Origin of the sequence: Empedobacter sp. UBA6745, assembly GCF_002453775.1 — a bacterium.
Taxonomy (GTDB): Bacteria; Bacteroidota; Bacteroidia; order Flavobacteriales; family Weeksellaceae; genus Empedobacter; species Empedobacter falsenii_C.
Genome location: NZ_DKHL01000028.1, coordinates 1 through 4,447 on the forward strand (window position 1 = coordinate 1; position 4,447 = coordinate 4,447).

The window sequence follows — 4,447 nt, forward strand, 5'->3', positions numbered from 1 at the left end:
CACAGTTAGAAAGATACTACCTTCTCAAGATATAAATAAACTACTGATAATTAACTTTTTGTACTCTATGTGTTGTTTTGCTTTTTTCTTTGGAAAAGATATTTCTATTTTTTAACTTTATAAATCAGATCTTCGAAAATAGTTTCATCATAATCACCGCCGATAAAAACGAAGTTACTAGAGTAAGATCCTTAAAGTGATTTCTTCCGCTTATTAGTCCGTTCCTTACTGAGCCGAAATCAAAAACTAACCGGTGAAAGTTACTGTATGGAAGAACATCAAATCTTTCTTTGACTGCATCCAAAGAACAGATTGCTTTTGAAAGGTTTCCTCTACAATCCTTTTGCTAAAAACTCTACAACATGGTTACGCAAAGCTCTGTGCCTAAATTAAAAGTTACACCATATTTAAAAATTTTCTTTTATAATTTTCTATCAAAGAATTTTCGTTGAATGTAGAGTTTTTGTCGATTTTGTGTTTTCTCCACATTTCATTCCATAGATGGATAGTGTAACAACTTGTTTCGTCAATTGTAAAATCTGATTCAAAAAAAATATGTAACTCGTCCCAATTTATAGGGCAGAATATATTGGGACACTGGATATATGGTTTACTATCATAATTTTTTAAAATTTGATGTAATAATCTCGGACCGAAAGATGACCAAGGCAAAGGAGTAATTGTATTTTTGTTTATTTCAATGTAATTAATCAAATCCGATAAAAATTCCGATTTTGGGGGAGATTTAAAGATACAACTGGCCGTTAAGTATTCTTGTTCATTAAGATATCTAAAACGTTCTGTAGCAAATACAAAATCTTGACTAAAATCTAATGGTTTGAGACAAATTATATCCATATCAGTCCACCAGCCACCATATTCATATATTAATTTATATCGAAACATATCGGAAAATCCTGCCAATGATCCGATGCTGTCTAAGAAAATTTCATTGGCAGGGAAAATCTCATTCGCATCTTTTATTTTAACCCCTTCAGGTATATTGTAAATGTCCTCATAACAATATAAATGAAATTCATGGCCATTTTTTAAAAATGAGCAAATACAAAGTAACTCGATTTTTGACAGTTCTCTTCCTATCCAAAGACTTCTTATGATTTTATTTTCAGCTCTCATTTTGATAATATTTTTTTTATATTATTCTACCTTCCTTATCGACTTTTATCTTTGTAGAGATCGCATGAAATCTCTCAGATTCCGTCTCGTGACTAAAGCTATATATTCTTATTTTAGTTCTCCAATCGTTGTAGCGAGTATCAAGTACGTCTAAAGAATTGTGAAGAATGAAGAGATTGTTTCCTTCAAAAATAATTTTTTTTGGATCATGTAAAGCAGAATCTTTACAGATAATTCCATTTTCAAAGATAATATCGCAGCCTTTAATGTTATATAACCATAAGTCAATACACGGGAATTTAAAATCATACCCGTCGATAACTTTACCTTCTTTAAGAAACGCTTTATAAAATGGTGTATTTGTTTTTTCTTCAATGTGTTGTACTAGTTGACATCCATTAATTAGGAGTTCATTTTTCAAATTTTCAAATTCAGAAGCCAATACTCCCAAATCCACATCGTCGTCCCATTTCATAATACCTCCATGTCTTACGTACCCGAGATGAGTACCTCCTTGTAATATTAGTTTAATATCTAGTTTTTCAGCTGCTGAACTAATTTTGGTCAGTAATTTATTTAGTATCACGAAATCCTTTTCTGTCCATACGTTATAATTTAAAACGGCCTCTTTAATAATTGCATTTCTATCCAAATGGATTTTAGGTTTGATATAATCTTTGATTGTTTCATTATAATTCGAGAAATACACATCAATTGTGTTTAATTTTGCTATTTTAAATATTTCGTCCTCAACTCTTTGTCTAATTGTATTAATATTTAAAAGTAATTTTTCTACTCCTTTTTTTGATAGAAAATATATCGAACTACCCCATTCGTAGCCAAAAAAAAAGGGTTCGACATCATAGTATTCTCTGCTATTAGGATTAAGCAGTTTCGTCTGATTTTGCTTGATCCCATCCCCACTATAAGGAAAGTAGACGTCCCAGCCATCTGGCAATAAATCAAAGAAATCTGGTTCAAAATTTAAGTAATTAGAATTAACATTTTCTTCGATGATTAAACAGTGGTTTTCATCTGAAGCTAAAAATCTTGTCCAAGCCGATATGTGGAGTAAAAAAGTAGCAATTTCCGAAGGAGAAAGGGCAAATCCATATTGTTCTAAATGGTAAGACTTATCAATATTAAAATCTTTCAAGATTTGTGAAGTAATATCTTCGTAACTATTGTCATGTTGAAATTTTTGACAGTCTACATTTTCCGGTAATGTTATTACTATTTTTTTCATAGAACGTAGTATTTGTATCGGTTCTTTAAGAAGTGATTTTTTTCGAAATTTGAATTAATTGAATACCATATGTGTGGGTAAATATCACTATGATATAACTGTTTTGTAGTTATAAAGATATCCCATAAGTCTTCAAAATTCTCAATATGTTTTTTATCCGATAATAGTGAATTTATAAGACTAGGATTAATGACTTGAATTCCTGAGCAAAATAAATTTAGTTTTTGATCTTTGCTCAATTTTTTGACTAAATAATTTTTTGATTCAATAAAATCACCTTTATTAATTCCGTTCCATAATATAGGCACATGCATAATTGGTGGTGAATTTAATCGTTTGTATTCATTATAGAGGAATTGGGTATCTAATTCAGTGATTAAATCACAAGGGAGCACCAATACTGGGCAGTCAAGATCTTTCGCTATAGAATTGAATATCCACCAGCAATTACCTCTCCCTTCTGTCATAATATAGTTTGCGACGCCGAATTTATGATAGCAATAGGAAATTAATTCTGTTTTAAATGGGCCAACAGTTATGAAAATTTGGTGTACTTTTGCTAGTTGTGCTAGCGAATAGGTAATTAAAGGAAATCTATCAATCAAGACCATTGCTTTTGATCTATCCTTTGTCTGAGGAAAAAATCTTGCTCCATTTCCTCCTGCTAGAATTACTGCATGTTTTATCATTTTGAATATATTGGATATCAAATTCGATATTTAAGTTTATTTATAATACTTTTATGCCTTTAAAATTAATTACAGCGATACTTAATAAAGTATTATCTCTATAAAGATATTAATTTTGATTAAAATAATCTGTTGTGAATTATTATTTAGGCTAAAATTTCATATAAAAGACTATTTATCGAGTAGACTTACTTGTTTTTTTAGACAAATTAAAAATTAATTTAGTTTGTTGTATATTATGAAAAAGAACATGTTTCGGAACATCTAATTGTCAATATCCTTAAAAAATATTAATCAGGCAAGGTTACAAAGCATATTTGTAGAGAACTTGTATTTCAGTGCCCACATTCTAGCAGTGGAAGTAAAATTACAGTGGTATGGATGCACAAGACCTTGAAAAGTTAAAAGCATCTGAACGCTGACACACACAGGCTATGAATGTCCCTTTTGAGATACCTACCCCAATGCATTGTTTACTAATAGTCATAGTCAAGAATTTAAATCGTATCGACTTAATTCTCTTTCGTCTATCCTTTTGTTTTATCCAAACTCGTAATAACCGCCTTAAGTACTGTTCAGACTCCTGAGAATAAAATCGTCTGGACAATTCCTCTTTTACGGTATAACCAATTGTTTACCTAGCTCCAATTCGTCTCACGCGAAAAGTCAATACATTTTGCAAAACAACAATATAATGACCTTTTGCTAATTATCAGTAAAAATAAAAGCTTTAAAGCTCAGTGAACGCAAGGACGCTGGTTGATGGGGCAAAATAGAAGGGCCGGGAATCTGTATTCACGGAGCCTGTAAGTTCATTTGTATGAGTCGTAGTATTGTCCTATTACACAAATAGAAAAAGATGATCAAACTGTTATTTCAAAGTTAATGGATCTTGATACGCGTTATCATATATGCGCATTCCAGACCTATTTATTGCAAGATACGTTTAGAAGGTCCTTTGTAGAACAAAAAAGTACTTCGGGTTCATCGGTATATCAATTTACCATCAATCGCAATAGTACGGGTATTTATTTCTCTTCTTCAGTTTCTTTCATTTTTCCCTATTGTTAACTTGGTGAAAAAATGTATATTTATTAAGTTGTAAAATGATATTATTGTTATAAATAGAGTGTTTATATATCACGTCAAGCTGGAGTAATCGATTAAGACCATTTACTTAGTATTTTAATACCACTATTTAAATTATATTGGATATTACAAATCTTATTGAAGGAGAAATAATACTGTGTGTAAAGGTTTAAACCCAATGCCAATAAAATGATTTCAAAATTTCCCAATTATAAGCAGATGGATGTAATGGACTGTGGCGCTACTTGTCTCCGCATGATCTTTAAATACTATGGACAGTCTATAT

4 protein-coding genes are annotated in these 4,447 nt (G+C 30.7%); 1 reads left to right on the forward strand and 3 read right to left on the reverse strand.

All coding sequences use genetic code 11. The features are described from left to right. Positions 1-396 precede the first annotated feature (396 nt). Genes B4H69_RS08575 through B4H69_RS08585 form a run of 3 tightly spaced genes read right to left on the reverse strand, consistent with a single transcriptional unit; the run spans position 397 to position 3,072 of the window. Positions 397-1,137 (reverse strand): glycosyltransferase, encoded by a 741-nt coding sequence (locus B4H69_RS08575; protein WP_070563578.1) that lies wholly within the window; start codon positions 1,135-1,137, stop codon positions 397-399. Between the two features lie 16 nt (positions 1,138-1,153). Beyond that, on the reverse strand, positions 1,154-2,383 hold the full coding sequence (locus B4H69_RS08580; protein WP_070563581.1) for a LicD family protein: 1,230 nt from the start codon (positions 2,381-2,383) through the stop codon (positions 1,154-1,156). Next, positions 2,380-3,072, reverse strand: a complete 693-nt coding sequence (locus B4H69_RS08585; protein WP_070563584.1) for a nucleotidyltransferase family protein — start codon at positions 3,070-3,072, stop codon at positions 2,380-2,382. Before B4H69_RS08585 ends, B4H69_RS08580 begins: the two co-directional genes overlap by 4 nt. A 1,281-nt stretch (positions 3,073-4,353) precedes the next feature. Between B4H69_RS08585 and B4H69_RS08590 the strand changes: the two genes are divergently transcribed. After that, the coding region (locus B4H69_RS08590; protein WP_291093541.1) for a cysteine peptidase family C39 domain-containing protein at positions 4,354-4,447 on the forward strand (94 nt) is incomplete at its 3' end.